The 26,607-nt window shown below is 55.4% G+C and carries 22 protein-coding genes and 1 pseudogene; 12 read left to right on the top strand and 11 right to left on the bottom strand.

The window, feature by feature from the left end:
• Nucleotides 1-84: 84 nt before the first annotated feature.
• Nucleotides 85-530 (top strand): annotated as a pseudogene (locus ACJ69_RS03445) (YccF domain-containing protein).
• A gap of 19 nt (nucleotides 531-549) precedes the next feature.
• Nucleotides 550-2,712: a YccS family putative transporter gene (gene yccS, locus ACJ69_RS03440; protein ID WP_059346436.1), complete on the top strand. Its 2,163-nt coding sequence runs from the start codon at nucleotides 550-552 to the stop codon at nucleotides 2,710-2,712.
• Here the strand turns inward: yccS and ACJ69_RS03435 are convergent.
• Complete coding sequence (locus ACJ69_RS03435) at nucleotides 2,669-3,295, bottom strand: TfoX/Sxy family DNA transformation protein (RefSeq protein ID WP_023311030.1); 627 nt, start codon at nucleotides 3,293-3,295, stop codon at nucleotides 2,669-2,671. The genes yccS and ACJ69_RS03435 overlap by 44 nt on opposite strands.
• 217 nt (nucleotides 3,296-3,512) lie before the next feature.
• Between ACJ69_RS03435 and sulA the strand changes: the two genes are divergently transcribed.
• Together sulA and ompA are read left to right on the top strand one after the other, a co-directional pair.
• Entirely contained in the window at nucleotides 3,513-4,022 is a 510-nt protein-coding gene (gene sulA, locus ACJ69_RS03430) for an SOS-induced cell division inhibitor SulA (protein WP_038417560.1), read from the top strand.
• A 354-nt stretch (nucleotides 4,023-4,376) separates the two neighbouring features.
• On the top strand, nucleotides 4,377-5,432 hold the full coding sequence (gene ompA / locus ACJ69_RS03425; RefSeq protein WP_115504044.1) for a porin OmpA: 1,056 nt from the start codon (nucleotides 4,377-4,379) through the stop codon (nucleotides 5,430-5,432).
• 63 nt (nucleotides 5,433-5,495) lie between these two features.
• Here the strand turns inward: ompA and matP are convergent, their stop codons facing one another.
• Nucleotides 5,496-5,948, bottom strand: a complete 453-nt coding sequence (matP, locus tag ACJ69_RS03420) for a macrodomain Ter protein MatP (RefSeq protein ID WP_038417562.1) — start codon at nucleotides 5,946-5,948, stop codon at nucleotides 5,496-5,498.
• 186 nt (nucleotides 5,949-6,134) lie between these two features.
• On the opposite strand from matP, the gene ACJ69_RS03415 reads away from it, so the two are divergent.
• Together ACJ69_RS03415 and fabA are read left to right on the top strand one after the other, a co-directional pair.
• The gene (locus ACJ69_RS03415) at nucleotides 6,135-7,895 is read left to right on the top strand and encodes an AAA family ATPase (protein WP_059346435.1); all 1,761 of its coding nucleotides are present in this window, start codon (nucleotides 6,135-6,137) and stop codon (nucleotides 7,893-7,895) included.
• Between the two features lie 68 nt (nucleotides 7,896-7,963).
• A complete protein-coding gene (gene fabA / locus ACJ69_RS03410; protein WP_008499931.1) occupies nucleotides 7,964-8,482 on the top strand; it encodes a 3-hydroxyacyl-[acyl-carrier-protein] dehydratase FabA in 519 nt (172 codons plus the stop codon).
• Between the two features lie 72 nt (nucleotides 8,483-8,554).
• On the opposite strand, the gene rmf is transcribed toward fabA, so the two are convergent.
• The 6 genes from rmf to rlmKL all read right to left on the bottom strand — a co-directional run bounded on the left by rmf (nucleotide 8,555) and on the right by rlmKL (nucleotide 16,481).
• Nucleotides 8,555-8,722, bottom strand: coding sequence for a ribosome modulation factor (gene rmf / locus ACJ69_RS03405; RefSeq protein ID WP_013097261.1), 168 nt, complete (start codon nucleotides 8,720-8,722; stop codon nucleotides 8,555-8,557).
• Nucleotides 8,723-8,977: 255 nt separating this feature from the next.
• Nucleotides 8,978-9,544 carry a membrane integrity-associated transporter subunit PqiC gene (pqiC, locus tag ACJ69_RS03400; RefSeq protein WP_045354504.1) on the bottom strand — a complete coding sequence of 189 codons (567 nt, stop codon included), beginning with the start codon at nucleotides 9,542-9,544 and terminating at the stop codon, nucleotides 8,978-8,980.
• Entirely contained in the window at nucleotides 9,541-11,181 is a 1,641-nt protein-coding gene (gene pqiB / locus ACJ69_RS03395) for an intermembrane transport protein PqiB (protein WP_023311025.1), read from the bottom strand. The genes pqiC and pqiB overlap by 4 nt, the downstream gene beginning before the upstream one ends.
• A 4-nt stretch (nucleotides 11,182-11,185) precedes the next feature.
• Nucleotides 11,186-12,439 carry a membrane integrity-associated transporter subunit PqiA gene (gene pqiA / locus ACJ69_RS03390; protein WP_059346434.1) on the bottom strand — a complete coding sequence of 418 codons (1,254 nt, stop codon included), beginning with the start codon at nucleotides 12,437-12,439 and terminating at the stop codon, nucleotides 11,186-11,188.
• A 13-nt stretch (nucleotides 12,440-12,452) separates the two neighbouring features.
• Nucleotides 12,453-14,360 (bottom strand): ABC transporter ATP-binding protein, encoded by a 1,908-nt coding sequence (locus tag ACJ69_RS03385; RefSeq protein WP_059346433.1) that lies wholly within the window; start codon nucleotides 14,358-14,360, stop codon nucleotides 12,453-12,455.
• Nucleotides 14,361-14,372: 12 nt separating this feature from the next.
• On the bottom strand, nucleotides 14,373-16,481 hold the full coding sequence (rlmKL, locus tag ACJ69_RS03380) for a bifunctional 23S rRNA (guanine(2069)-N(7))-methyltransferase RlmK/23S rRNA (guanine(2445)-N(2))-methyltransferase RlmL (protein ID WP_059346432.1): 2,109 nt from the start codon (nucleotides 16,479-16,481) through the stop codon (nucleotides 14,373-14,375).
• Between the two features lie 98 nt (nucleotides 16,482-16,579).
• Between rlmKL and ACJ69_RS03375 the strand changes: the two genes are divergently transcribed.
• Complete coding sequence (locus ACJ69_RS03375; protein ID WP_054830022.1) at nucleotides 16,580-17,689, top strand: YcbX family protein; 1,110 nt, start codon at nucleotides 16,580-16,582, stop codon at nucleotides 17,687-17,689.
• On the opposite strand, the gene zapC is transcribed toward ACJ69_RS03375, so the two are convergent.
• Complete coding sequence (gene zapC / locus ACJ69_RS03370; RefSeq protein WP_023311020.1) at nucleotides 17,686-18,228, bottom strand: cell division protein ZapC; 543 nt, start codon at nucleotides 18,226-18,228, stop codon at nucleotides 17,686-17,688. The two genes, ACJ69_RS03375 and zapC, sit on opposite strands and share 4 nt — an antisense overlap.
• A gap of 165 nt (nucleotides 18,229-18,393) precedes the next feature.
• On the bottom strand, nucleotides 18,394-19,404 hold the full coding sequence (pyrD, locus tag ACJ69_RS03365; RefSeq protein WP_023311019.1) for a quinone-dependent dihydroorotate dehydrogenase: 1,011 nt from the start codon (nucleotides 19,402-19,404) through the stop codon (nucleotides 18,394-18,396).
• Nucleotides 19,405-19,652: 248 nt separating this feature from the next.
• On the opposite strand from pyrD, the gene ssuE reads away from it, so the two are divergent.
• Genes ssuE through ssuB form a run of 5 tightly spaced genes read left to right on the top strand, consistent with a single transcriptional unit; the run spans nucleotide 19,653 to nucleotide 23,893 of the window.
• Complete coding sequence (gene ssuE / locus ACJ69_RS03360) at nucleotides 19,653-20,228, top strand: NADPH-dependent FMN reductase (RefSeq protein ID WP_059346431.1); 576 nt, start codon at nucleotides 19,653-19,655, stop codon at nucleotides 20,226-20,228.
• Nucleotides 20,221-21,183, top strand: coding sequence for a sulfonate ABC transporter substrate-binding protein (locus ACJ69_RS03355; RefSeq protein WP_032638812.1), 963 nt, complete (start codon nucleotides 20,221-20,223; stop codon nucleotides 21,181-21,183). The genes ssuE and ACJ69_RS03355 overlap by 8 nt, the downstream gene beginning before the upstream one ends.
• Entirely contained in the window at nucleotides 21,180-22,325 is a 1,146-nt protein-coding gene (gene ssuD, locus ACJ69_RS03350; protein WP_029739512.1) for an FMNH2-dependent alkanesulfonate monooxygenase, read from the top strand. The genes ACJ69_RS03355 and ssuD overlap by 4 nt, the downstream gene beginning before the upstream one ends.
• Before the next feature lie 9 nt (nucleotides 22,326-22,334).
• Nucleotides 22,335-23,126, top strand: a complete 792-nt coding sequence (gene ssuC, locus ACJ69_RS03345) for an aliphatic sulfonate ABC transporter permease SsuC (protein ID WP_023311016.1) — start codon at nucleotides 22,335-22,337, stop codon at nucleotides 23,124-23,126.
• Entirely contained in the window at nucleotides 23,123-23,893 is a 771-nt protein-coding gene (gene ssuB, locus ACJ69_RS03340; protein WP_023311015.1) for an aliphatic sulfonates ABC transporter ATP-binding protein, read from the top strand. The genes ssuC and ssuB overlap by 4 nt, the downstream gene beginning before the upstream one ends.
• Nucleotides 23,894-23,944: 51 nt before the next feature.
• Here ssuB and pepN read toward each other — a convergent pair whose 3' ends face one another.
• Complete coding sequence (pepN, locus tag ACJ69_RS03335) at nucleotides 23,945-26,557, bottom strand: aminopeptidase N (RefSeq protein WP_023311014.1); 2,613 nt, start codon at nucleotides 26,555-26,557, stop codon at nucleotides 23,945-23,947.
• Nucleotides 26,558-26,607 lie beyond the last annotated feature (50 nt).

Here is a 26,607-nt window from a genome sequence, read left to right as displayed (position 1 = left end):
TTAACTGCCAGTTTTAAGGTGCTCCAGCCTAAAAAAACGTTACAATCATTGGGCGTTAATTTTATCGAAAGGAAGTGAGGGTTTATGCGTACCGTTCTGAATGTGTTGAATTTTGTGCTGGGCGGTTTTGCCACCACCCTTTCCTGGCTTTTTGCCACGCTGGTGAGCATCGTCCTGATTTTCACGCTTCCCTGACCCGTTCCTGCTGGGAAATCACAAAACTCTCCTTAATCCCCTACGGGAATGAAGCCATCCACGTTGACGAGCTGAATCCGGAGAGCAAAAACGCCCTGATGAATACGGGCGGAACCCTGCTGAACATTCTGTGGCTGATTTTCTTCGGCTGGTGGCTGTGCATCATGCATATTTTTGCCGGTATTGCGCAGTGCATCACGATTATTGGCATTCCGGTGGGGATCGCGAACTTTAAGATCGCCGCCATCGCCCTTTGGCCCGTCGGCCGCAGGGTTGTTCCGGTAGAAGTGGCCCAGGCGGCGCGTGAAGCAAACGCTCGCCGTCGTTTTCAGTAAATAAGGACCGGCCGCGTTTATGCTAAGCCCACTGCTTCGCCGTTATACCTGGAACAGCACCTGGCTATACAACGTCAGGATATTTATCGCGCTTTGCGGCACGGTTGCCCTGCCCTGGTGGCTGAATGATGTCAAACTCACCATTCCGCTCACGCTGGGGGTGGTGGCCGGGGCGCTGGCGGACCTGGACGATCGTCTGGCCGGGCGTTTACGTAACCTGGTCATTACGCTTGTCTGCTTTTTCATTGCGTCAGCGTCCGTTGAGCTGCTTTTCCCGTGGCCCTGGCTGTTTGCCCTGGGCCTTACGCTCTCAACCAGCGGGTTTATTTTGCTGGGCGGCCTTGGGCAGCGCTATGCCACCATCGCGTTTGGTGCATTGCTGATCGCCATCTACACTATGCTGGGCGTTTCCCTGTACGACCAGTGGTACCAGCAACCGGTTCTGCTGTTGCTGGGTGCCATCTGGTATAACCTGCTGACGCTAACCGGTCATCTGATCTTCCCGGTTCGCCCTTTGCAGGATAACCTTGCCCGCAGCTTTGAGCAGCTAGCCCACTTTCTGGAACTGAAATCCCGGCTGTTCGACCCGGATATCGAGGAAGAAAGCCAGGCTCCGCTCTACGATCTGGCACTGGCAAACGGCCAGCTGGTCGCCACCCTTAACCAGACAAAAGCCTCTCTGCTTACCCGTCTGCGCGGCGATCGCGGTCAGCGCGGAACGCGAAGGACCTTACACTACTATTTTGCCGCCCAGGACATCCATGAACGCGCCAGCTCTTCGCACGTTCAGTATGCTGCCCTGCGCGAGAAGTTCCGCTACAGCGACGTGATGTTCCGCTTCCAGCGCCTGCTGTCCATGCAGTCCCAGGCGTGCCAGCAGCTCTCGCGCTCCATTCTGCTGCGTACGCCCTATCAGCATGACCCCCGCTTTGAACGCGTATTCAGCCATCTTGATGCGGCGCTCGACCGCGTTCAGGCCAGCGGAACGTCACCGGAGCACATCAAAGCGCTGGGCTTTCTGCTGAACAACCTGCGGGCAATTGATGCTCAGCTGGCAACAATTGAGTCCGAACAGGCGATGGCGCTGCCGGGCAGTGAGGTGGAAAATCAGCTTGCTGATGACAGCGTGCACAGCGTTAGCGATATGTGGCTACGGCTGAGCCGTAACTTTACGCCGGAGTCGGCTCTCTTTCGCCACGCGGTGAGAATGTCGCTGGTGCTGTGCGTGGGGTATGCCTTTATCCAGATAACCGGGCTGCACCACGGCTACTGGATCTTGCTGACCAGCCTGTTCGTCTGCCAGCCGAACTATAACGCCACCCGACACCGTCTTGCGCTGCGTATTATCGGCACGCTGGTCGGCGTCGCGATCGGCCTTCCGGTGCTCTATTTCGTGCCCTCCGTTGAAGGTCAATTGATTCTGATCGTGATCACCGGCGTGTTGTTCTTCGCATTTCGCAACGTGCAGTATGCCCACGCCACCATGTTCATTACGCTGCTGGTGCTGCTCTGCTTTAACCTGCTGGGTGAAGGGTTTGAAGTTGCACTGCCCCGCGTGATCGATACCCTGATTGGCTGTGCGATTGCCTGGGCCGCGGTCAGCTTTATCTGGCCGGACTGGCGTTTCCGCAATTTGCCGCGCGTGGTGGACAGGGCGATGAACGCCAACTGCAGATACCTTGACGCAATCCTGGAGCAGTACCACCAGGGGCGCGATAACCGCCTGGCTTACCGGATAGCCCGTCGCGACGCGCATAACAGTGACGCAGAACTGGCCTCCGTTGTCTCTAACATGTCAACGGAGCCTCGCGCCACGGCGGAGATTCGTGAGACTGCGTTCCGCCTGCTCTGCCTCAACCATACGTTCACCAGCTATATTTCGACGCTCGGTGCCCACCGTGAGAAACTCACCAACCCGGGCATTCTCAACCTGCTTGATGACGCCGTCTGTTATGTCGATGACGCGCTTCATCACCGACCAGCCGATGAGCCGCGCGTTCAACAGGCGCTGAATGAACTGGCTCAACGCATTGCGCATCTTGATCCTGGAAACGACAGCAAAGCGCCGCTGGTACTTCAGCAGATAGGCCTGCTTATCGCTCTGCTGCCTGAAATTTGCCGGCTGCAACAGCAAATCGCTACCTGGAGGAGTGATTCTCCTGTGGCTCAGGCAGCGCATTAAACCACTCCGTTAGCTCCCGGCGAATGCCCGCCGGGAGTGCCGCCTCATGCAGCCCCTCGATAGCCCCTTCCAGTGCGAAGAGAACTTTAATACTGAGCGCTTTGTTTTTTGCCCGCATCTTTAGCCAGCTCGCTCTTGCACCCAGCGCCCGCAGCGTTTCCTCATTGGTAATGCCAGCTTCAAAGAGCAAAACCTCAAGCTGAAAGGTCAGGTTTGGCAGATCCTTAAGTCGGTTTCGTTGATGGCGCTGATAGCGTTCTTTTCTTGCCGCACTGAGCGCAAACGAGGAGAGCTGAAGCAACCGCTCCCTGTCCTGCCATAATCCGTCATCCACACGATAATAGTTGAGCAGCACCGGGCGGCCTCGCTTCATCAACGTCAAAAAAGAGGAGGCATTTTTTACACAGTATTTCGCACTCTCCTCACAGGCGCGGAGATAAAGCTCGCCGTCTGACACCATGGCAAAAACCGCATCATCCACCGCCAGGGTATAGCCTCCAAACAGCGCGCGGTGATGAATCTCGCCCAACGGGGAGAGGTATTCCTGAGATTTATAAATCCGTTCATAAGATATCTTTTTCATGATATTTCCCTTCAAAATCATAAAGTAACAGCGAAAATTCTTACTAGCGGATCCGTTAGCAGGAAAATAGGCAACTTATCGCCGATGAGCAAGATGATTTTTCGAGGGACATCAACATTGAATGAATTTTGCGAGTCGCTTTCCGAAAATGAGGTTGATCTTTATGCATACAGGGGTTACTGTATATCCATACAGTGACTACAGGGCTGGAATGAATATGCACACTTCAGGCTATGCAAATCGCTCAACCTCTCTCTCTTCTACCGCAGGCAATGTCGCGCAGAATTCCGTCGAGCGTGTTTCCACGGGGCTAATCAGTGAAGTGGTTTATCGTGAAGACCAGCCCCTGTTGACGCAACTTCTGTTGTTGCCGTTATTACAACAGCTTGGTCAGCAATCGCGCTGGCAGCTTTGGCTCACGCCTCAGCAAAAACTGAGCCGTGAGTGGGTTCAGTCCGCAGGCCTTCCGCTTACCAAGGTCATGCAAATTAATCAGCTCCCGCCGTGCGATACCGTTGAGTCGATGATCCGCGCGTTACGCACCGGAAATTACAGCGTGGTGATTGGATGGTTACCAGAAGAATTGACGGAAGAGGAACATTTCCGTCTGACTGAAGCAGCCGAAGAAGGGAGTGCGATCGGGTTCATTATGCGTCCGGTTCGATCGGATTCTTACCGCAGAGGACAACTTTCTGGGCTAAAAATTCACTCAAATTTATATCATTGAGTGAAATTAAGATTTTTCCTGGAATTTTTTTTGACCACAAGATGGCATTAAAGTTCCTGACCTGAAAATCGCGGCAAGGCTTGTCTGGTGCGGTTCTCCTTAATTTTATTGCACAAAATTCGTTCAAAAAATGTTAAATAATCGGTATACGGAACTTTTTTTTTCATATGCCTGACGGACTTCACACTTGTAAGTTTTCAGCTACGTTGTAGACTTTACATCGCCAGGGGTGCTCGGCCTAAGCCGAAGATATCGGTAGATTTATATTTGACCACGCCCCCCGGTGAAGGATTTAACCGTGATTCTCTCCTGAGACTTTCATGGCGAATTTTGGATGATAACGAGGCGCAAAAAATGAAAAAGACAGCTATCGCGATTGCAGTGGCACTGGCTGGCTTCGCTACCGTAGCGCAGGCCGCTCCGAAAGATAATACCTGGTATGCAGGTGGTAAACTGGGCTGGTCTCAGTTCCACGACACCGGCTGGTACAACAGCAGCCTGAACAATGATGGCCCAACTCACGAGAGCCAGCTTGGTGCAGGTGCGTTCGGTGGCTATCAGGTTAACCCGTATGTTGGTTTTGAAATGGGTTACGACTGGTTAGGTCGTATGCCATACAAAGGCGACACCATCAACGGCGCTTTCAAAGCACAGGGCGTTCAGCTGACCGCTAAACTGGGCTACCCAATCACTGACGATCTGGACGTGTACACCCGTCTGGGCGGCATGGTATGGCGCGCAGATTCCAGCAACAACATTTCTGGTGACAACCATGACACCGGTGTTTCCCCAGTATTCGCTGGTGGCGTTGAGTGGGCTATGACCCGTGACATCGCTACCCGTCTGGAATACCAGTGGGTTAACAACATCGGCGACGGCAACACCGTTGGTGTTCGTCCAGACAACGGCATGCTGAGCGTAGGTGTTTCCTACCGTTTCGGCCAGCAGGAAGAAGCAGCTCCAGTTGTTGCTCCAGCGCCGGCTCCAGCTCCAGAAGTACAGACCAAGCACTTCACTCTGAAGTCTGACGTTCTGTTCAACTTCAACAAAGCGACTCTGAAACCAGAAGGCCAGCAGGCACTGGATCAGCTGTACTCTCAGCTGAGCAACCTGGATCCTAAAGACGGTTCCGTAGTGGTTCTGGGCTTCACCGACCGTATCGGTTCTGACGCTTACAACCAGAAACTGTCTGAGAAACGTGCTCAGTCTGTTGTTGATTACCTGATCTCTAAAGGTATCCCAGCTAACAAGATCTCCCCACGTGGTATGGGCGAATCTAACCCAGTTACTGGCAACACCTGTGACAACGTGAAAGCTCGCGCTGCACTGATCGACTGCCTGGCTCCAGATCGTCGCGTAGAGATCGAAGTTAAAGGCATCAAAGACGTTGTAACTCAGCCAGCGGCATAAGTTATCGTCTTATAAAAAAACCCCGCCATGCGGGGTTTTTTATTGTCTGAAGAAAAGAAAAATCTATTTTTTACCCAACAGAGCCTGAAGGTCGTTCTTCAGCGTCGACATCTGGTTGGCGTACTTCTCTTTATGTTCGGCATCCTCAATCAGCTGCACGATGGTTTCCGAAAGCGTTTTGCCCCGTCGTTGTGCCAGACCAGCCAGGCGTTGCCAGACAACGAACTCCAGGTCGATTGATTTTTTGCGTGTGTGCTGATGCTCAGCATTAAAATGCCGTTTGCGTCGCGCGCGGATAGTTTGCTTCATCCGGTTTAACAACGCGGGATTGATGTGTTTCTCAATCCAGCTGTTAACCTGTACCGGTTCATTTTCGAGGGTCAGCAAAATATCCACGGCTTCTTGCGCAGCGCTGGCTTCGACGTAGCAGGTGATCAGCTCCCCTTCACGGTGCTTTTTGACCAGGTACTTCCATTTCCAGCCGCTTTCGAGATTTTCCAGTTGTTGATATTTCATTGCGATCTCAGTGTTACCACGTAACTCTGTTCAGAATATCAGTTTTTTAGCAATCTGCTGAAAAGAAATCATATCCTGTGAGTGAATGCATCCAATCGCCCTGTCGAAATCCCCAATCCTGCTTGGGTACAGCCCCCCGCTTACGGTATACTCAACGCTTTTACATCTGACTAAAAAACATCAACTTTGACCATTACGAAACTTGCATGGCGTGACCTTGTTCCGGATACCGAAAGTTACCAGGAACTGTTTGCACAGCCCGAACTCGCAAAAGAACACGAATTCATCCTTAGCGATACGCAGCCTCGTTTGCATTATGCGCTGGAGCAGGTGTTAAGCCCATGGGCAACAGCGCCCTTCATGCTGCTCAAGGCCCCGGAAGAAGCGGAATACCTGACGCTGCTCGGTGATGCCGTGCGCCAGCTGAAGCCGGAAGCGAACGCAGTTTTTGGCGGCCAGTATCGTATTGCGGGACATGATGTCACTTTCGAACCGGCGGCGCAGGCCGATGGCCGTTTTGCCGCTAAGGGCGAAGTGATTACCGCTAACTGGGTCGAGGCGGAACAACTCTTTGGTTGTCTGCGCCAGTTTAATGGCGAACTTTCGCTGCAGCCGGGGCTGGTACATCGCGCAAATGGCGGTGTTCTCATCATCTCACTGCGTACCCTGCTCTCGCAGCCGCTGCTGTGGATGCGTCTGAAAACCATCGTCCACCAGCAGCGTTTCGACTGGGTCGGCTACGATGAGTCTCGTCCTCTGCCTGTCTCTGTTCCGTCTATGCCGTTGTCGCTGACCGTCGTGCTGACGGGCGACCGTGAATCGCTGGCGGACTTCCAGGAAATGGAGCCAGAACTCGCTGAGCAGGCGGTGTATAGCGAATACGAAGACAACACCCAGATTGCTGACGCCGACGATATGGCGCAGTGGTGCCAGTGGGTTATGGCCGTTGCTGAACGTTTTGCGCTGCCAACCCCTGCGGCTGACGCGTGGCCGGGCTTAATACGTGAAGCGGTACGCTACACCGGTGACCAGGAAACGCTGCCGCTTTGCCCGCTCTGGATCGGCAAACAGCTGCGTGAAGTGGGTGTGATCAGCGGTAACGGGGCGTTCACCGGCGAACAGCTCACTCAGATGCTGGCTCAGCGTGAGTGGCGAGAAGGCTATCTTGCCGACCGTATACAGGATGAAATTCTGCTGGAACAAATTCTGGTGGAAACCGAAGGCGAACGCGTCGGGCAGATCAACGCCCTGTCGGTGATTGAATTTCCCGGTCATCCGCGCGCATTCGGGGAACCGTCCCGTATCAGCTGCGTTGTGCACATTGGCGATGGCGAGTTCACCGATATTGAACGAAAAGCCGAGCTGGGCGGCAACATTCACGCGAAAGGCATGATGATCATGCAGGCGTTTTTGATGTCAGAGCTGCAGCTTGAGCAACAGATCCCCTTCTCCGCCTCGCTGACGTTTGAGCAGTCCTACAGCGAAGTGGATGGCGATAGCGCCTCTATGGCCGAGCTGTGCGCCTTAATCAGCGCCCTGGCGGAAGTGCCCATCAATCAGAACATCGCGATCACCGGTTCGGTGGATCAGTTCGGTCGTGCACAGCCAGTGGGAGGCCTCAACGAAAAAATTGAAGGCTTCTTCTCTATCTGTCAGCAGCGCGGTTTAAACGGCAAACAGGGTGTGATTATTCCTGCTCCCAACGCACGCCATTTGAGCCTCAGTCAGGATATTCTGGATGCGGTTGAGCAAGAGCAATTCGCCATCTGGGCCATCGAAGGGATTGAGGATGCGCTACCCTTACTGACAAATCTGGTTTGGGATGGCGAAGGGCAAACTACCCTGATGCAGACTATCCAGGAGCGCATAGCTCAGGCGACACAGCAGGATGCTCGCCATCGTTATCCATGGCCGTTACGCTGGCTGGGCTGGTTTAGTTCGAACTGATCGGACTTGTTCAGCGTACACGTGTTAGCTATCCTGCGTCCTTCACTAAAATAAGGCTTACTGAGAACATGGTAGATAAACGCGAATCCTATACAAAAGAAGATCTTCTTGCCTCTGGTCGCGGTGAACTGTTTGGCGCTAAAGGCCCACAGTTACCGGCCCCGAACATGCTGATGATGGACCGTGTCGTGAAAATGACCGAAACCGGCGGCAACTTTGATAAGGGTTACGTAGAAGCAGAACTCGATATCAACCCGGACCTGTGGTTCTTCGGTTGCCACTTTATTGGCGATCCGGTAATGCCTGGCTGTCTGGGCCTAGATGCCATGTGGCAGCTGGTTGGCTTCTATCTGGGCTGGCTGGGCGGCGAAGGTAAAGGCCGCGCGCTGGGCGTGGGCGAAGTAAAATTTACTGGCCAGGTTCTGCCTACGGCGAAGAAAGTGACCTATCGTATTCACTTCAAGCGCATCGTTAACCGCCGCCTGATTATGGGCCTGGCAGATGGCGAAGTGCTGGTCGACGGTCGTCTGATCTATAGCGCAAGCGACCTGAAAGTTGGCCTGTTCCAGGATACTTCAGCTTTCTGATCGTGCTTTTGGCACCCCCCAGAAAGGCGAAACCTCCGCATTGCGGAGGTTTCTTTTTTGAAAGAGACGTTATCAGGCTATGAGTGCCCTGTCGCCGATGGCTTCTCGCCAGCCTCCAAGCCATTGTGACCTTTGATTTATCGTCTGATAAGGACACATTTCTTTAGAACGTCCAGCGATGCCGGCCTGATAACCACGTTGATGAGCCCGTTCCAGGCGATCTCGTTTCTGTCTCTTCATGCCTCGTTTCCCTCATTCTTTTGTCTGGTGGAAAGAAAACAGTGTCTGCACTAAATGCACAGGCACAGATAACGAATACCCCGAATTAGTCGCATCGTCAATGTTCAAAATTCATACGGGTGTCATATTTGTGAGCTAGCTGGAAGTTCATTTGTACAAAAATTGTGACGTGGCACAAGTAACAAACTGAACTGAAAACGAAAAAAAACCGCAATCAGCAACAGGCCAACTGCGGTTTTTGATGATGAATTTTACTTATGGCAGCCGGGAAATTTCTCTCGCGATGCTGGCCGACTCCTGTGCCCAACCCTGAGCCAGAACTTTCACCATTTCGTCATAGCCATCTTTCTGCTGCTTCAGCTCCAGATGGAAAGGACGCTTAATCAGCTGCCCCTGATGGTTCAGCAACCACTCCCCGCTAATCACCACCGCACCGTCATAACGGCCGTGGAAGCCCGTTACCGTGACGTTAAGCGTATCCTGGTCGTTACCCAGCGGCTGCGACGCAACAACCCAGCCCGGAAGCTGACTGCCCAGATTGGCCACCAGCGTGTTGCGCAGCTGCTGATCCAGCGGGCTGGCCCACAGGTTGTTCGTCGCAATCACATATTTAACGTCGCTGGTCTGATAGACCACGCCGTTTCCTGCCAGATAATCCGGCACGGCAACCTGCTCAACCCATAGCTGGCGGCTTCCCTGGCTGGTCGTGCTTTGCCCACCGCTGTGGGTAGCCACAGGCAGCTGATAGTAGCTTTTATTATCTACCCCTGAACTGCACGCCGTTAACAGCAGAGCGCCAACCATCAATAGCCACTTTTTCATTCTTTTGCCCTCTTCGGCTCAGGATCCTTTTTATCTTTCGCTTCGAACACCAGCGCGTTGCTCTTCTCGTTGAGCGTTTTCAGCACCGGCTGCAGTTCACGCAAGACCTGATCAAGACGCTGCATATCTGCCACCATCTTGTTGTAGGCCGCTGAACCCGGCTGGAAGCCCTGCATACTGCGGTTCAGCTCACGCAGCGTTTTCTGCATATCCTGCGGCAGCTGCTGCATACTCTGGCTCGCCGTGATCTTGTTGATATTATCCAGCGTGGTTTGCAGACGACGCATCGTTGCCTGGCTTTCGCTCAGAGAGTTCGTCGCCGCTTCAATCATCGGATTCAGTGGCAGATTGTTGATCTTATCCAGCGTCTCCATCAGGCGCTGCTGGATCTGAGCCAGACCGCTGCTCACCGTTGGGATGATCTTGTAGCCACCGAATTCACGAATACCGGTAATCGGCGGTGCTTTCGGGTAGAAGTCCATATCCACATACAGCGCACCCGTCACCAGGTTACCCGTTTTCAGCGACCCGCGCAGACCACGGTTCATCAGTTCGTTAATATGCGCCGCGATATCCTGGTTCTCGCCAATCTGGTTCAGCAGACGCTCCGGCTCGATGCGAATCAGCACCGGAATACGATAATCATCGTCCAGCATCTGGCTCAGGCCGGGTACAAAGAACGGAACTTGTCCCACCGTACCAAGACGAATACCGCGGAACTCAACGGGCGCGCCCGGCTGCAGGCCGCGAACGGAGTCTTTAAAGAACATCAGGAAGTCAATGTGATCGGTATAGAGCGCGTCCTGAATGCTTCGCTGATCGTCAAAGAGTCTGAACGCCGTTTTCTCCGCAACCGGCTGCCCGAGATCCTGCCCTTCCGGCACATCAAAGCTCACCCCGCCGCCAAACAGCGTGGTTAATGATCCCATCTCAACGCGCATCCCCGCCGACGTAAGATCGACCGCGATCCCGCTGTCCTTCCAGAAGCGAACGTTGCTGGTCACCAGACGATCGTTTGGCGCATTGATGAAAAGCTGATAGCTAATGGTACGCTTTTGCGCATCGAAGGTGCTGGTTTCAACGGAACCGACGCGGTAGCCGCGGAACAGTACCGGATCGCCCGCCGTGAGCTGGCCCGCTTTTTTGCTGTCGAGGATCACGCGGATACCCTTGGCATCAGGCGGCGCAAGCGGCGGTGAATCCAGAAGCTGGTATTTTCCAGGCTGGCTACCCTTCGTGCCGGGCTGCAGTTCAATATAGGCCCCGGAGAGCAGCGTCCCTAAGCCGCTGATCCCTTCACGTCCCACCTGCGGTTTAACGACCCAGAAAACGGAATCGCCATGCAGCAGTTTTTCCATGCCGGCATTAAGGCGCGCCTTAATTTCCACATGGGTTAAATCGTCGGTCAGGGTTGCGCTTTCGACCACGCCCACATCCACGCTACGGCTTTTGATGGTCGTTTTACCGCCCTCAATCCCCTCGGCATTGGTGGTTATCAGCGTGACTTCCGGTCCCTGATGGCTGTAATGATAAAACAGGATCCATGCACCGATCAGCGCGGTCACGATGGGGAAAATCCACACCGGCGACCAGTTTTTGACCTTCTGCACTTTCGCCTCTCCACTCTTATTTTCCATGCTCTTACTCTTCCTCATGGCTTGATTCAGGCTCACGATCCCACGATAAACGAGGGTCGAAGGTCATGGCCGCAAACATGGTCATAATCACGACCAGTGCAAACATTAAAGCCCCCATCGCGGGATAAATACTCATCAAACCGCCCATCCGCACCAGTGCAGAGAGAATGGCGATGACAAACACGTCAATCATTGACCAGCGTCCGACAAACTCGACCACTTCATAAATCAGGTGCATGCGTTCGCTGTCGCGTTTTCCATGCCCCTTCGCATCCCAACAGAGCCAGGCGATGGCGATCATTTTTAAGGTTGGCACCATAATACTGGCGATAAAGATCACGCCGGCAACAGGATAGGAACCTTCGCCCCACAGCAGTATCACCCCGGCCAGGATCGTCGAGGGCATTTTGTCGCCGAGCAAATCGGTGATCATGATCGGTAGAATATTGGCAGGCAGATACAGCATGATGGAGGTAACCAGCAGCGCCATCGTCCACTGCAGGCTATTTTTACGGCGTACGTAACCTTTCGTTTCGCAGCGCGGACAAACGTCGAGATCGGCGGGCAGCACGGCGGTACAGCATGGGCAGGAACGCAGCCCCTGACGAATACCGGGCACGCCGACTTTTACCGTCTGCGCAAGCGTCGGTGCCGGGGCTATATCATCCCACGCCCAGCGCCTGTCCACGCACTGGAAGGCACGCAGCTGCAGGACACAGTACAGGCACCACGGAATAAAGCTGCTGCCGATCCCCACGTCGCCGTACGCCATGAGCTTCACGAAACTGACCAGAATGCCCGCCAGAAAGATCTCGGCCATGCCCCAGCTTTTGAGCTGAAAAAGGATACGCGCGAGCCGGATTTTCAGTGATGAGGGCATCCTGACGCGGTTGACCAGCAAAAGGATAACGACCAGGCAAAAAGCCGGGACTATCTGGACAAACAGGAGAAAAAAGGTGCCGAGGCTGGCGTAATCTTCCGAGAACATCACGCCCGGGATTTCAAGCAAATCCACCTGGCTGGTTATCCCCCCCACCTTCATATAGATGAAGGGGAAGAGGTTGGAGAGCAGCAGCATGAACAGCGCTGCAAGAGCATAAGCAGTGGGACGCTGCCGCGGCGCGTCCCACTCGGTTGTCAACGTTGCGCCGCAACGTGGACACAGGGCTTTATGTCCGTGACCAAGCTCTGGCAACGCCACGAGCATATCGCATTGCGAGCATAAAATATGCCTGTCGGCATGGTGCTGGTCACACATATGTTATCCCTGTTTATGCGCCGTTTTTCAGAGACTCAAGGTACTCCCAGCGCTCAAATGCTTCTTCCAGGGCTTTTTCAGCCGCGGACAGTTCAGCCAGTACTTTCTGAGTATAGTCATGCGATTGGGTAAAGAATGACGCATCAGCAACCTGTTTTTGCAGATCCTCAAGCGCGGCCTCCAGCTCTTCAAGACGCTGCGGTAGCCCCTCCAGTTCGCGCTGCAGGTTATAGCTTAGTTTAGCCGAGGTTTTCTTGACAGTTTCTGCTTTTGTTACAGCAGGTTCTGAACTTATTTTGGACTTTGACTGTTTCTGCGCCAGAGACTGCGATTGCTGTCCTTTTGCATCGTGATAACCGCCTACGTATTGTCCAATTCGCCCTTCACCTTCGAAGATCCAGCACTCGGTTACGGTGTTATCCACAAACTGACGATCGTGGCTAACCAGCATCACGGTCCCCTGATAACCGTCAATCAGTTCTTCGAGTAATTCCAGCGTTTCGACATCCAGGTCGTTCGTTGGTTCATCGAGAATCAACAGGTTACTTGGTTTCAGGAACAGACGCGCCAGCAGCAGACGATTACGCTCTCCGCCAGATAACGCACGCACAGGTGTCATCGCGCGTTTCGGATGGAACAGGAAGTCCTGCAGATAGCCCAGCACGTGTCGCGGCTTGCCGTTTACCATCACCTCTTGCTTGCCTTCGGCGAGGTTGTCCATCACCGTGCGGTCCGGATCCAACTCCGCACGGTGCTGGTCAAAATAGGCCACTTCCAGCTTAGTCCCGCAGTGAACACGGCCGCTGTCAGCCTGCAGCTGACCGAGCATCAGCTTGAGCAGCGTGGTTTTACCACAGCCGTTCGGGCCAATGAGGGCAATTTTATCGCCACGCTGCACCTGAGCGGAGAAGTCTTTCACCAGAATTTTTCCATCGACCTGGTAATCGACATTTTCCATTTCAAAGACAATCTTACCGGAGCGGGATGCCTCTTCGACCTGCATCTTTGCACTTCCCATCACTTCACGGCGAGCGCTGCGCTCGTTACGCATCGCCTTCAGTGCACGCACGCGGCCTTCGTTACGGGTACGGCGGGCTTTAATACCCTGACGGATCCAGACCTCTTCCTGTGCCAGCTTGCGGTCAAACTCCGCATTTTGCAGCTCTTCCACGCGCAGGTTTTCTTCTTTTTCCAGCAGATAGGTATCGTAATCGCCAGGATAGGTGACCAGCTTGCCGCGATCGAGATCGACAATACGCGTCGCCATGTTGCGGATAAACGAACGGTCGTGTGAGATGAAAATAATGGTACCGTTAAAGGTCTTCAGGAACCCTTCCAGCCAGTCAATCGCTTCGATATCCAGGTGGTTGGTCGGTTCATCCAGCAACAGCACCTTCGGGCCGCTGACCAGCGCGCGGCCAAGCGCCGCTTTACGCAGCCAGCCGCCGGAGAGCGCCGACAGCTCCATATCCGCATCCAGACCTAACTGCTCCAGCACTTCGGTGATACGGCTTTCAAGCTGCCACAGACCGTGATGATCCAGAAGCTCCTGCAGGCGTGCCATCTCATTGAGATTTTTTTCACTTGGGTCGGTCATCACCAGATGCGAAATCTCATGATAGCCCTTCAGGTATTCAGCCTGCTCAGAAATCCCTTCTGCAACGAAATCATAAACGGTACCCGCCACGTTACGAGGAGGGTCCTGCTGCAGACGGGAAACAATCAGATCCTGTTCGTAAACAATACGGCCGTCATCCAGGCCCTGTTCACGGTTGAGGATTTTCATCAGCGTGGATTTACCCGCGCCGTTACGGCCTACAAGACAGACGCGTTCGTTGTCTTCAATATGCAGTTCAGTATCATCGAGAAGTGGCGCATCGCTAAAAGAGAGCCACGCGCCGTGCATGCTAATTAATGACATTTATTTTTCCTTTCAGACCGCGGTAATCAACCAGCAGTTATGAATTTGACGGTTACGGGCAAAGTCCTGAGACAGCGTTTTTTGGCTGATTTCTTGTGCTTTCAGTCCCAGGGCTGCTAAGCCGTCATGATCCATACGGAAGCCGCGTTTGTTGTTCGAGAACATAATGGTGCCGCCCTTGCGCAGCAGGCGCTTCAGGTCGGTCATCAGGCGCAGATGATCGCGCTGTACGTCAAAGCTGTCTTCCATACGCTTGGAGTTGGAGAAGGTCGGCGGATCGATAAAGATCAGGTCGAACTGCTCGTCGGTTTCACGCAGCCAGCCCAGCACGTCGGCCTGCATCAGGCGGTGCTGACGTCCGGTCAGCCCGTTAAGACGCAGGTTGCGCTCCGCCCACTCCAGATAGGTGCGGGACATATCCACCGTGGTGGTGCTCCGCGCGCCGCCCAGACCCGCATGCACGCTCGCGCTGCCGGTATAGGAGAACAGGTTGAGGAAATCTTTGCCCTTGCTCATCTGTCCCAGCATGCGACGGGCGATACGGTGGTCAAGGAACAGGCCGGTATCCAGATAGTCGGTCAGGTTTACCCACAGGCGGGCGTTGTACTCGCCCACTTCGATAAAATCGCCCTTCTCATTCATCTTCTGGTACTGGTTTTTCCCTTTTTGGCGCTCGCGGGTTTTCAGCACCAGCTTGTTCGGCGTGATGCCGAGCACGGCGATGGTCGCCGCAATGACGTCCAGCATGCGCTGACGCGCTTTTTGCGCATCGATGGTTTTCGGTGGCGCATATTCCTGAATCACCACCCAGTCCGCGTAGCGGTCAACGGCCACGTTGTACTCCGGCAGGTCGGCGTCGTAAAGGCGGTAACATTCAATCCCTTCCTGCTTCGCCCACTTCTCATATTTTTTCAGGTTCTTGCGCAGGCGGTTGGCGTAATCTTCCGCCACGCCGGATGGCTTACTGTCCGCCGCTTTCTCCGCCAGATGGTAGTTTTTCTGCACGCAGTCCAGCGGGCCGTTTTTCGCTTTAAACTGGCGATCGGCACGCAGCTGCAGGCAGCTCAGCAGCTCCGGCGAGGCGCTAAACAGAGACAGGTTCCAGCCGCCGAAGTAGTCCTTCATATTGCGGCCCAGCAGGCTGTGCAGGGCAATCAGCGCCGGTTCGCTGTCCAGACGCTCGCCGTATGGCGGGTTGCTGATCACGGTTCCGTACGGGCCTTTTGGCAGCGGGTTAGTCAGGTTCGCCACGTCTTTCACCTCGAAGGTGACCAGCTCGCCGATACCGGCGCGACGGGCGTTGCTGCGCGCGCGTTCAATGACGCGCGGGTCGCTGTCCGAACCGTAGAAGTGGGAGGTGTACTCCGCCAGACCTTTGCGCGCGCGGGTCTGCGCGTCGTCTTTGACCTCTTTCCAGATCGCTTCGTCGTGCTGCGCCCAGCCTTTAAAGCCCCAGTGGCCGCGATGCAGGCCCGGCGCGCGGTCGGTTGCCAGCATGGCCGCTTCAATCAGCAACGTACCGGAACCACACATCGGATCGAGCAGCGGCGTGCCCGGCTGCCAGCCGGAGCGCATGACGATGGCGGCAGCCAGCGTTTCTTTAATTGGCGCCATACCGGTACGATCGCGGTAGCCGCGCAGGTGCAGGCCTGCGCCGCTCAGATCGAGAGAAATACTCGCCGTGTCGCCGTTCAACCAGACGTTAATACGCAGATCCGGATTTTCGCGATCGACGTTCGGACGTTCCTTATTTTTACGCGTGAAGCAGTCCACAATGGCGTCTTTTACACGAAGGGCACCGTACTGGCTGTTGCGGATCTCGTCGTTCACGCCGTTGAAATGCACCGCAAAGGTGGCATTGGGCGTAAAGATCTCTGTCCAGTCGATCATCTGTACGCCGGTATAGAGGTCCAGGTCGCTATAGACCTTGCACTCCTTCATCGGCAGCATGATGCGCGACGCCAGACGGCTCCACATCAGGCTCTGGTAAATAAGCCGCGTGTCGCCCTCAAAATGGACACCACCCTGAACCACCTGGCACTCTTGTGCACCCAGGCTTTCCAGTTCAGTTTTTAACAGCTCTTCCAGCCCACGGGCCGTACTGGCAAACAGAGAATTCATATCGTCACTTTTACTCTTAGAAAATTGTCGCGCATTATAGCTAATATGGCGTGTATGTCATAAAGTTGAAGGCTTATTTTCATTTGTGGGAGTGTGCAGTGGCGACGTTATCCAGGCTTTTTATCCATCCGGTGAAATCCATGCGCGGCATCGGCGTCTCTCACGCGCTGGCCGACATGAGCGGATTCGCCTTCGATCGTATTTTTATGGTCACCGAGCCTGACGGCACGTTCATTACCGCACGCCAGTTCCCGCAGATGGTTCGCTTTACCCCTTCCCCGCTTCATGACGGTTTGCACCTTACCGCGCCGGACGGTTCCAGTGCGGTCATTCGCTTTGCTGATTTTGCGCCTGTCGATGCGCCAACGGAAGTGTGGGGCAATCATTTTACCGCGCGCATCGCCCCGGATGAGATTAGCCGCTGGCTGAGCGGTTTCTTCTCTCGCGACGTGCAGCTGCGCTGGGTAGGTCCTGAACTGACGCGTCGCGTGAAGCGCCATGAAGCCGTTCCTCTCTCCTTCGCCGATGGTTTCCCGTTCCTGCTGACTAACGAAGCCTCGCTGCGTGATTTACAAGGCCGCTGCAAGGCCAGCGTTCAGATGGAACAGTTCCGTCCGAACCTGGTGGTCACGGGCGCCGACGCCTGGGAAGAAGACACCTGGAAAGTGATCCGCATCGGTAGCGTCATCTTTGATGTCGTAAAACCCTGCAGCCGCTGCATTTTCACCACGGTGAGCCCTGAGAAAGGCCAGAAGCACCCTTCCGGCGAACCGCTTAAGACGCTGCAGTCGTTCCGCACCGCGCAGGACAACGGCGATGTGGATTTCGGCCAGAACCTGATCCCGCGCTCCAGCGGCGCAATCCGCGTCGGTGATGAGGTAGAAATTCTTGCCCGAGGGCCTGCAAAAGCGTACGGCTCAGGTCAGGAAGAAGAAATGGTCGACGTTGTGACGAATGTCGCCTCTGCGGTAGATATTCACTGGCAGGGCAACGTCATCCGTGGCAACAACCAGCAGGTATTACTGGAGCAACTGGAGCAGGCAGGTATTCGCGTACCCTATTCCTGTCGCGCAGGCATTTGCGGATGCTGCCGCATCAAGCTGGTGGATGGAGAGGTCAGTGCGCTGAAAAAATCGGCAATTGGAAATGACGGCACCATTCTGTGCTGTAGCTGCATACCGAAAACGTCCGTACAGCTGGAAGCTTAAACCGCCTGTTCAAGGCTGAAGGAATCTACGCGCAGCTGCGGCTTCAGCCTGTCGTTCATCACTTTAATGGCATCGCCAAGCTGCATCGTCCGCCCGGCAATGGTTACGCCGGGCTGTGCCAGCAGGCAGAGCGCAGCATTTTCGCCTGGCTCAACCACCAGCAGGCTCACCTCTTCTGCGGTATCGCTCAGATTGACGCTGGCCGCGTCACCCGTTGCCGGGGTCCAGCTCATACCATGCGCAAGAAAATGCCAGCTTTTTGGCATTTGTGGTTTCAGGAAGCGGATAGCCACCAGCGCATTTAATACCAGCTCGGCACGCTGCTCTTTAGAGAGCACCAGATCGCGGCATTTTTCTTCAAAGGAGAAATAAAGGGCCGCATCGTCAACGCAAAAGCCCGACGGGGAAAATGCATCCGGGGTTAACATTCGGCGGGCAAAACGAGAACGAAACAACATGCCATTGGCTAAATCGAGCATCATTCGGTCATGCTCGTCGCAAAAATACCAGCGCCAGTTATCGTCAGGTTTAATTCGCATGTGTCTCTCCCGTCCCCAAACGTCCTGTACTAAAAATGTCCTGTTTGCCGCCTCGTTTATAACACCATTAATAAAAGACTATAATGACTAAATAAGCAACAGTGACGGAATATAAAACAACCAGGGCTGGAAATAAAGCCCTGGTTGTCTGATTAAGAGAAAAGATTAGATATGAGTAACGATTTCTTTAATCAGCGGCGGTCCTTTAAAAATAAAGCCGGAATAGATTTGCACCAGTGATGCACCCGCCGCCATCTTCTCGCGCGCAGCAATCACTGAGTCAATGCCGCCGACGCCAATAATTGGCAGACGTCCTTTTAATTCCGCAGACAGGGCGCGAATAATTTCGGTGCTTTTTAATTGCACCGGACGTCCACTTAACCCACCCGCTTCGTCACAGTTTTTCATTCCCTGCACGAGGGAACGATCGAGGGTGGTATTGGTCGCAATAACACCATCAATATTATGGCGAACCAAACTGTCGGCAACCTGGATCAATTCTTCAGGAGAAAGATCCGGGGCGATCTTAACCGCGACCGGAACATATTTATGGTGGATCGTCTGGAGTTCATTTTGTTTATTTTTAATGGCACTCAGAAGATCGTCCAGCGCTTCGCCATATTGTAAGGAACGCAGACCCGGGGTATTGGGTGAAGAAATATTCACCGCGATATAACCGGCATAGGCGTAGACTTTTTCCATACAAATCAGATAGTCATCTTTACCCTGCTCAACCGGCGTGTCTTTATTTTTGCCGATATTGATGCCTAATATCCCGTCAAAATGGGCTTTTTTTACGTTCTCAACCAGGTGATCAACACCGAGGTTATTAAAGCCCATGCGGTTGATCAGCCCTTCGGCTTCAACCAGGCGGAACAGGCGCGGCTTGTCATTTCCCGGCTGCGGACGCGGCGTGACGGTGCCGATTTCAATGGAGCCAAAGCCCATCGCGCCCAGGGCATCAATGCACTCGCCATTTTTGTCCAGACCGGCCGCCAGACCCAGCGGATTTTTAAAGGTCAGACCCATGCACTGCACAGGTTTTTCCGGCACATTCTGACGCACCAGAGCGGCCAGCGGCGTTCCGGTAATACGACGTAATTGCTGGAATGTAAATTCATGAGCGCGCTCAGGGTCGAGCTGGAAAAGGGCTTTACGAACGAAGGGGTAGTACATGAACTCTCCTGGATTCCCGGTGTGCAAACCGGGAGGGGATTATGGGCGATCCACGCGCGAAAGGGAATTGACCTGCGGCAAAAAATCGGCGCAAAACGCAATCGTTTACCTACCAATCTATTTCTTATGCACTTTTTCGCATTTTAATTGCAGATAAATCATTTAGTGGAATAACCGCGCGGTGTCACACTCCTGAAAATTGTTATGAATGTTAGATAAAAGCAAACAATTGGTTATAAGGAGGAAGTATGCGCGTCATTACCCTGGCCGGAAGTCCACGATTCCCTTCGCGCTCCAGCGCCCTGCTGGAATATGCCCGCGAAAAACTCAATGCCCTGGATGTGGAAGTGTGCCACTGGAACCTGCATAACTTCGAACCTGAAGATCTGCTCTATGCCCGTTTCGACAGCCCTGCGCTTAAAACGCTGATCGAGCAGCTTAACGGCGCTGACGGCTTAATTGTGGCAACACCTATTTATAAAGCCTCTTTTTCCGGGGCGCTGAAAACTCTGCTCGATCTGCTTCCGGAGCGCGCCCTGGACGGCAAAGTTGTGCTGCCGATGGCAACGGGCGGTACGGTAGCCCATTTACTGGCCGTGGATTATGCCCTGAAGCCGGTGCTGAACGCGCTGAAAGCGCAGGAGATCCTCCACGGCGTTTTCGCAGATGACTCCCAGGTTATCGATTATCAACATAAACCTCATTTTACGCCGAACCTGCAAACCCGCCTCGATACTGCCCTGGAAACCTTCTGGCATGCCCTGCACCGCCGGGATATCCAGGCGCCCGCGTTTGGTCAGCCTCAAGGAGTCGCACATGTTTAAAACGTTAACCCGCATCGGCCTGGCAGGTCTGATGGCGCTTACCTCGCTGGCCCATGCCGCAGAAACGGCTCCGGAAAGTTTACGCATTGGCTATCAGAAAGGCAGCGTCAGCATGGTGCTGGCGAAAAGCCATCAGCTTCTGGAAAAACGCTTCCCGGACACCAAATTCTCGTGGGTGGAGTTCCCGGCTGGCCCGCAGATGCTGGAGGCCCTGAACGTCGGCAGTATCGATCTGGGCAGCACGGGTGATATTCCGCCGATATTCGCCCAGGCGGCGGGAGCGGACCTCGTCTATGTTGGCGTTGAGCCGCCCAAACCGAAGGCCGAAGTGATTCTGGTGCCTGAAAACAGCGACATTAAAAGCGTCGCCGACCTCAAAGGGCATAAAGTGGCTTTCCAGAAAGGTTCCAGCTCGCACAACCTGCTGCTGCGTGCCCTGCAAGAAGCCGGGCTCAAGTTCACTGACATTCAGCCTGTTTACCTGACGCCTGCCGACGCCCGCGCCGCGTTCCAGCAGAAGAACGTTGATGCCTGGGCCATCTGGGATCCGTACTACTCCGCCGCATTGCTGCAGGGCGGCGTTCGCGTGCTGAAAGACGGTACCACGCTGAAGCAGACCGGCTCGTTTTACCTGGCCGCCCGTCCTTATGCGGAAAAGAACGGCGCATTTATTCAGGGCGTACTGGATACCTTTACCCAGGCCGACGCGCTGACCCAGACCCAGCGTCAGGAGAGCATTGCCCTGCTGGCGAAAACCATGGGCTTACCTGAGCCGGTGATCGCGAGCTATCTCAACCACCGTCCGCCGACCACCATTACGCCCGTGGACGCCCACGTCGCCGCGCTTCAGCAACAAACGGCTGACCTCTTCTATCAAAACCACCTGGTGCCAAAACAGGTCACTATTCGCGAACGCATCTGGCAGCCTGCAGGCAAAGAAGGAGCTAAATCATGAGTCTGAATCTTTTCTGGTTTTTACCCACCCACGGTGATGGACACTATCTTGGTACAGAAGAGGGCTCGCGCCCGGTTGACCACGGCTACCTGCAGCAGATTGCGCAGGCGGCGGACCGAATCGGTTTCACCGGGGTGCTGATCCCGACCGGACGTTCATGTGAAGATGCCTGGCTGGTGGCCGCGTCGATGATCCCGGTCACTCAGCGTCTGAAGTTTCTGGTGGCGTTACGCCCGAGCGTTGTCTCCCCCACCGTGGCGGCGCGTCAGGCGGCAACGCTGGACAGGCTGTCCAACGGCCGCGCCCTGTTTAACCTGGTAACGGGCAGCGATCCGCAGGAGCTGGCGGGCGACGGGGTGTTCCTCGACCATACCGAGCGCTATGAAGCCTCCGCCGAGTTCACCCGCGTCTGGCGACGTCTGCTGGAAGGTGAAACCGTCACCTTCGAAGGCAAGCATATTCACGTTCGCGACGCGAAACTCTACTTCCCGCCGGTGCAGCAGCCGCGCCCGCCGCTCTATTTTGGCGGATCGTCGGATGTGGCCCAGGATCTGGCGGCAGAGCAGGTCGATCTCTATCTGACCTGGGGCGAACCGCCTGAGCTGGTGAAAGAAAAAATTGCCCAGGTCCGCGCTAAGGCGGCCGCCCATGGCCGCAAGGTGCGCTTCGGCATTCGCCTGCACGTGATTGTGCGCGAAACCAATGAAGAAGCCTGGCAGGCCGCCGACCGCCTGATTTCCCACCTGGACGATGAGACCATCGCGAAGGCGCAAGCCGCGTTTGCCAAAACCGACTCCGTCGGACAGCACCGAATGGCGTCCCTGCACAACGGCAAGCGCGAGAACCTGGAGATCAGCCCGAACCTGTGGGCGGGCGTTGGCCTGGTGCGCGGCGGTGCGGGCACGGCGCTGGTCGGCGACGGACCGACCGTAGCCGCCCGGATTAATGAATACGCTGACCTGGGTATCGACAGCTTTATTCTCTCCGGTTATCCGCATCTGGAAGAGGCGTACAAGGTGGGCGAGCTGTTATTCCCGCATCTGGATGTCGCCATTCCGGAAATTCCGCAGCCGCAGCGGCTTCAGCTTCAGGGCGAAGCCGTGGCGAACGAGTTTATTCCACGCAAAGCCGCCCAAAGCTAAGGAGTGACCATGTCTGCCACCTCCCAAAAATGGCTGCTGCGCGCCGCGCCGTGGTTTTTACCCGTCGGCATTGTGGCTCTCTGGCAGCTCGCGTCGTCCACCGGCTGGCTGTCGAGCCGCATTCTGCCCTCTCCGGAGGGCGTCGTAGAAGCGTTCTGGTCGCTGAGCGTGAGCGGCGAGCTGTGGCAGCATCTGGCGATCAGCTCCTGGCGCGCCGTGATTGGGTTTTCCATCGGCGGCAGCATCGGTCTCGTTCTGGGCTTGATCAGCGGCCTTTCCCGCTGGGGCGAGCGGCTGCTGGATACCTCCATTCAGATGCTGCGCAACGTGCCGCATCTGGCGCTGATCCCGCTGGTTATCCTGTGGTTTGGTATTGATGAGAGCGCCAAGATCTTCCTCGTGGCGCTGGGCACACTGTTCCCGATCTACATCAACACCTGGCACGGCATCCGCAATATCGATCGCGGTCTGGTCGAGATGGCGCGCAGCTACGGCTTATCAGGTTTTTCTCTCTTTATACACGTGATCCTGCCGGGCGCCCTGCCCTCCATTATGGTCGGGGTGCGTTTTGCGCTCGGCCTGATGTGGCTGACGCTGATTGTGGCGGAGACCATCTCGGCCAACTCAGGCATAGGCTACCTGGCAATGAACGCCCGCGAGTTCCTGCAAACGGACGTGGTGGTGGTTGCCATCATTCTGTATGCCCTGCTCGGTAAACTCGCAGATGTCAGCGCCCAGTGGCTGGAGCGCAGCTGGCTGCGCTGGAACCCGGCCTATACCCTTCAGGAGGCGAAAGCATGAATACTGCACGACTGAACCAGGGAACGCCGTTACTGCTGAACGGCGTGACCAAACGCTACGGCGAAAACACCATTCTTAACGGGCTGGATCTGCATATTCCCGCCGGACAATTTGTGGCCGTTGTTGGTCGCAGCGGCGGCGGCAAGAGTACCCTGCTACGCCTTCTGGCCGGGCTGGAAGCCCCCAACGGCGGTGACATTCTGGCAGGAACGACGCCGCTTTCGAATATTCAGGACGATACCCGCATGATGTTTCAGGATGCACGCCTGCTGCCGTGGAAAACGGTTATCGACAACGTCGGGCTCGGTCTTAAGGGCAGCTGGCGGGATGAAGCCCGCCAGGCGCTGGCCGCCGTTGGGCTGGAAAATCGTGCGGGCGAATGGCCGGCAGCCCTCTCGGGCGGGCAGAAGCAGCGCGTGGCGCTGGCGCGTGCGCTAATTCACCGTCCGGGCCTTCTGTTGCTTGATGAACCGCTCGGCGCGCTCGACGCCCTGACGCGGATCGAAATGCAGGATTTGATTGGATCCCTGTGGCAGGCGCACGGCTTTACAGTACTGCTGGTAACGCATGACGTGAGCGAAGCCGTCGCGATGGCTGACCGGGTGCTGTTAATAGAGGACGGGAAAATAGGTCTGGATCTGACGGTGGACCTTCCGCGCCCTCGCCGCGTGGGCTCGGCAAGGCTGGCTGAGCTGGAAGCTGAGGTGTTGGATCGGGTGATGAAGCGTGGGGGTACGGAGTTAGAACGAGCTAAGGCTAATGCCTGATGCCCTCACCCCGGCCCTCTCCCACAGGGAGAGGGAGGGTTAAGCTTTCTATCAGGCCAGTGCCTTAGCAATCTTCTCGTACAGATCGCCAGACAGGTTCTCCAGCCCTTTCAGCTGCTCAAGCGCGGCACGCATCTTCGCCTGACGCTTCGCATCGTAGCGTTTCAGACGGATCAGCGGCTCAATCAGGCGCGACGCCACCTGCGGGTTACGGCTGTTCAGCTCGGTCAGCATTTCCACCATGAACTGATAACCGCTGCCGTCTTCGGCGTGGAACGCCGCCGGGTTGCTGCTGGCAAACGCGCCAATCAGAGAACGCACGCGGTTTGGGTTGCTCAGGGTAAAGGAGCGATGTTTCAGCAGGCTGCGCACGTTGCTGAGCGCATCGGCCGCCGGGCTGGTCGCCTGCAGGATGAACCACTTGTCCATCACCAGGCCATCCTGATGCCACTTGTCGTCGTACTCCTGCATCAGCGCATCGCGGCACGGCAGTTCGGCGGCAACGCTTGCGCCCAGCGCGGCCAGCGCGTCGGTCATGTTATCCGCTTCGTGATACTGCTTGCTCACAAGGGTGTTCGCCAGCTCGGTTTCACCAAACGCCAGATAGCGCAGGCAGGTATTGCGCAGAGAACGTTTACCAATGTCCGCGTGCTCAACGCGATAAGCGTCGAGCTTGTTGGCGTTATAAATGGCGAGGAACTCATCGGCCAGTTCTGCAGCCAGCGTACGGGTCAACGCTTCACGCACCGCCACGATGGCAATCGGGTCAATGATGTCAAACAGCTCGGCGATTTCAGTCGCTGACGGCAGGGTCAGAATTTCAGCGGCCAGGGCCGGGTCAATCTTCTCATCCAGCAATATCGCGCGGAACGCGTCAGCCACATGGACAGGCAGCGACAGCGGCTGGCCCTGCTGATGGCGGTTTACGTTGAGCTTGATGTAGGTCGCCAGCAGGCTTTGCGCCGCATCCCAGCGAGAGAAGTCGTTACGCGCGTGACGCATCAGGAACGTCAGCTGCTGATCGCTCCACTTGTATTCCAGCTTCACCGGCGCGGAGAATTCGCACAGCAGCGCAGGCACCGGCTGGAAGTAGACGTTATCGAAGATAAAGGTCTGCTCGGCCTGAGTCACGTTCAGCACGTGGTGTACCGGGTGACCGCCCTTCTGGAGCGGGATGACTTTGCCTTCGTTATCGTACAGCTCAATGCTGAACGGAATATGCAGCGGATATTTCTCTTCCTGCTCCGCCGTCGGCGGCGTGCGCTGGCTGATGGTCAGGGTATACTGCTCGGTTTCCGGATTGTAATCGTCTTTGACGGTGACAACCGGCGTCCCGGCCTGGCTGTACCAGCGGCGGAAGTGAGAAAGATCGACATTAGAGGCATCCTCCATAGCCTGCACAAAATCGTCGCAGGTGGCCGCGCTGCCATCATGACGCTCGAAATACAGCTGCATCCCTTTCTGGAAGTTCTCCTCGCCCAGCAGGGTGTGGATCATGCGGATAATTTCAGCGCCCTTCTCGTACACCGTCAGGGTGTAGAAGTTGTTCATCTCGATGACTTTATCCGGGCGGATCGGGTGCGCCATTGGGCTGGCATCTTCCGCAAACTGCAGGCCACGCATGGTACGCACGTTGTTGATGCGGTTCACCGCGCGTGACCCCAGATCGGAGCTGAACTCCTGATCTCGGAAGACGGTCAGGCCCTCTTTCAGGCTCAGCTGGAACCAGTCGCGGCAGGTGACGCGGTTACCGGTCCAGTTGTGGAAATATTCGTGGCCGATGACGCGTTCGATATCGAGGTAGTCTTTATCCGTTGCGGTATCGGTACGCGCCAGCACGTATTTGGAGTTAAAGACGTTAAGGCCTTTATTCTCCATTGCGCCCATGTTGAAGAAATCGACGGCGACGATCATATAGATGTCGAGGTCATATTCGAGGCCAAAGCGCTCCTCGTCCCACTTCATGGAGTTGATGAGGGAGGTCATCGCCCACGGCGCGCGGTCAAGGTTGCCACGGTCAACAAACAGCTCCAGCGCCACCTCGCGGCCTGAGCGCGTTTTGAAGGTGTCGCGCAGCACGTCGAAATCCCCCGCCACCAGCGCAAACAGGTAGCACGGTTTCGGGAAGGGATCCTGCCACTGCACCCAGTGACGGCCATTCTCCAGCTCGCCTTCGCCTACGCGGTTACCGTTGGAGAGCAGGAAGGGATACAGGGTTTTATCGGCGATAATTTTGGTGGTGAAGCGCGCCAGGACGTCCGGACGGTCGAGATACCAGGTTATATGGCGGAACCCTTCCGCTTCACACTGGGTACATAGCGCCACGCCCGACTGGTAAAGCCCTTCCAGCGCGGTGTTGGCGGCCGGGCTGATTTCATTCACGATGCGCAGCGTAAACTGTTCCGGCAGGTTGTCGATGACCAGCTGGTTGTTTTCTTCTTTATAGTCCGACCAGGCTTCATCATTAATATGCAGGGAGACCAGCGTCAGGTCTTCACCATCCAGACGCAGCGGCACCGCAGTTGCGCTATGGCGCGTCACCTGGCTTACCGCCGTAACAACGGTTTTAGTGGCATCCAGGTCAAAAGTCAGATCGATTTCGCTAATCAGGTAATCCGGCGCACGATAGTCGTGGCGGTATTTGGCTTGTGGCTGTTGTGTCATAGAAAACCTTATGCATCGTTTGTCGAGTAACGTTTCAATATATTCCTGTT

Source organism: Enterobacter asburiae, assembly GCF_001521715.1.
Lineage (GTDB): Bacteria > Pseudomonadota > Gammaproteobacteria > Enterobacterales > Enterobacteriaceae > Enterobacter > Enterobacter asburiae.
The sequence above is the reverse complement of the archived record's forward strand: the minus strand, read 5'-3'. Positions and strand labels throughout refer to the sequence as shown.

Excerpts from the sequence above, each read along its gene's own strand:
- zapC (WP_023311020.1), bottom strand. The coding sequence starts at position 18,228 with ATGCGAATTAAACCTGACGATAACTGGCGCTGGTATTTTTGCGACGAG.
- sulA (WP_038417560.1), top strand. The coding sequence starts at position 3,513 with ATGCACACTTCAGGCTATGCAAATCGCTCAACCTCTCTCTCTTCTACC.
- ACJ69_RS03355 (WP_032638812.1), top strand. The coding sequence starts at position 20,221 with ATGTTTAAAACGTTAACCCGCATCGGCCTGGCAGGTCTGATGGCGCTT.
- ACJ69_RS03435 (WP_023311030.1), bottom strand. The coding sequence starts at position 3,295 with ATGAAAAAGATATCTTATGAACGGATTTATAAATCTCAGGAATACCTC.
- ssuC (WP_023311016.1), top strand. The coding sequence starts at position 22,335 with ATGTCTGCCACCTCCCAAAAATGGCTGCTGCGCGCCGCGCCGTGGTTT.
- pqiA (WP_059346434.1), bottom strand. The coding sequence starts at position 12,439 with ATGTGTGACCAGCACCATGCCGACAGGCATATTTTATGCTCGCAATGC.
- pqiB (WP_023311025.1), bottom strand. The coding sequence starts at position 11,181 with ATGGAAAATAAGAGTGGAGAGGCGAAAGTGCAGAAGGTCAAAAACTGG.
- rlmKL (WP_059346432.1), bottom strand. The coding sequence starts at position 16,481 with ATGAATTCTCTGTTTGCCAGTACGGCCCGTGGGCTGGAAGAGCTGTTA.
- pepN (WP_023311014.1), bottom strand. The coding sequence starts at position 26,557 with ATGACACAACAGCCACAAGCCAAATACCGCCACGACTATCGTGCGCCG.
- matP (WP_038417562.1), bottom strand. The coding sequence starts at position 5,948 with ATGAAATATCAACAACTGGAAAATCTCGAAAGCGGCTGGAAATGGAAG.
- ompA (WP_115504044.1), top strand. The coding sequence starts at position 4,377 with ATGAAAAAGACAGCTATCGCGATTGCAGTGGCACTGGCTGGCTTCGCT.
- ssuB (WP_023311015.1), top strand. The coding sequence starts at position 23,123 with ATGAATACTGCACGACTGAACCAGGGAACGCCGTTACTGCTGAACGGC.
- yccS (WP_059346436.1), top strand. The coding sequence starts at position 550 with ATGCTAAGCCCACTGCTTCGCCGTTATACCTGGAACAGCACCTGGCTA.
- ssuE (WP_059346431.1), top strand. The coding sequence starts at position 19,653 with ATGCGCGTCATTACCCTGGCCGGAAGTCCACGATTCCCTTCGCGCTCC.
- ACJ69_RS03385 (WP_059346433.1), bottom strand. The coding sequence starts at position 14,360 with ATGTCATTAATTAGCATGCACGGCGCGTGGCTCTCTTTTAGCGATGCG.
- pyrD (WP_023311019.1), bottom strand. The coding sequence starts at position 19,404 with ATGTACTACCCCTTCGTTCGTAAAGCCCTTTTCCAGCTCGACCCTGAG.
- pqiC (WP_045354504.1), bottom strand. The coding sequence starts at position 9,544 with ATGAAAAAGTGGCTATTGATGGTTGGCGCTCTGCTGTTAACGGCGTGC.
- ssuD (WP_029739512.1), top strand. The coding sequence starts at position 21,180 with ATGAGTCTGAATCTTTTCTGGTTTTTACCCACCCACGGTGATGGACAC.
- rmf (WP_013097261.1), bottom strand. The coding sequence starts at position 8,722 with ATGAAGAGACAGAAACGAGATCGCCTGGAACGGGCTCATCAACGTGGT.
- fabA (WP_008499931.1), top strand. The coding sequence starts at position 7,964 with ATGGTAGATAAACGCGAATCCTATACAAAAGAAGATCTTCTTGCCTCT.